Raw genomic sequence first — 1,022 nt, 5'->3', positions numbered from 1 at the left:
GGTTCTTTTCGCCTTTCCCTCACGGTACTGGTTCACTATCGGTCAGTCAGGAGTATTTAGCCTTGGAGGATGGTCCCCCCATGTTCAAACAGGATATCACGTGTCCCGTCCTACTCGATTTCACTAATAATGCATTTTTGGTTACGGGGCTATCACCCTGTATCGCGGTACTTTCCAGAACCTTCACCTAACGCAGAACTAGCTTAAGGGCTAATCCGGTTTCGCTCGCCGCTACTACCGGAATCTCGGTTGATTTCTCTTCCTCGGGGTACTTAGATGTTTCAGTTCCCCCGGTTTGCCTCATTAACCTATGTATTCAGTTAATGATACTTGCTTATGCAAGTGGGTTTCCCCATTCGGAAATCCCAGACTCAAGAGGCTTTTACTGCCTAATCTGGGCTTATCGCAAGTTAATACGTCCTTCATCGCCTCTGACTGCCAAGGCATCCACCGTGTACGCTTAGTCACTTAACCATACAACCCCAAGAGGTCTTGTATGTTCAAACAACCAAGGTTTGCGTTTAATACTCCGATCAAGAAAATATTAAACATTGGTTTTTCGCCGGACTCATTTATTTGTCTTCACTTTAAAAAGTGAAAGCAAACACAGACACTTGAATGTGTATGTTTTGAGAACTCGTTTTTATCCGAAGATAAAAACATTTTTAAAATCAATCTTTCGATTAAATTTACTAGTCAGCTTTCCAGATTGTTAAAGAGCATGCAATTATCTAACGATAACCACTTTCTAATGATTTTCAGCGACAACAATGCGGACTTAATAAAGGTATTCTTCATTAAATCTGCGATTCCGTGCAGAAAATTCTTAGAGAGTGGTGGGCGATACCGGGCTCGAACCAGTGACCCCCTCCTTGTAAGGGAGGTGCTCTCCCAACTGAGCTAATCGCCCACGATAGTTTTAATTCCTTCGTGAGAAAGAATGGTGGGTCGTGCAGGATTCGAACCTGCGACCAATTGATTAAAAGTCAACTGCTCTACCAACTGAGCTAACGACCCAATTT

2 tRNA genes and 1 rRNA gene are annotated in these 1,022 nt (G+C 43.2%); all 3 read right to left on the bottom strand.

Annotation, left to right across the window (positions count from 1 at the left end):
* Nucleotides 1-474, bottom strand: a 23S ribosomal RNA gene (locus CZ809_RS20785); the annotation flags it as partial.
* A 360-nt stretch (nt 475-834) separates the two neighbouring features.
* Nucleotides 835-910 (bottom strand) — tRNA-Val (locus CZ809_RS20780).
* 31 nt (nt 911-941) lie between these two features.
* Nucleotides 942-1,017 (bottom strand) — tRNA-Lys (locus tag CZ809_RS20775).
* Nucleotides 1,018-1,022 lie beyond the last annotated feature (5 nt).

Origin of the sequence: Photobacterium piscicola, from assembly GCF_900166965.1 — a bacterium.
GTDB lineage: Bacteria > Pseudomonadota > Gammaproteobacteria > Enterobacterales > Vibrionaceae > Photobacterium > Photobacterium piscicola.
This window is presented reverse-complemented; position numbering and strand designations above follow the sequence as displayed.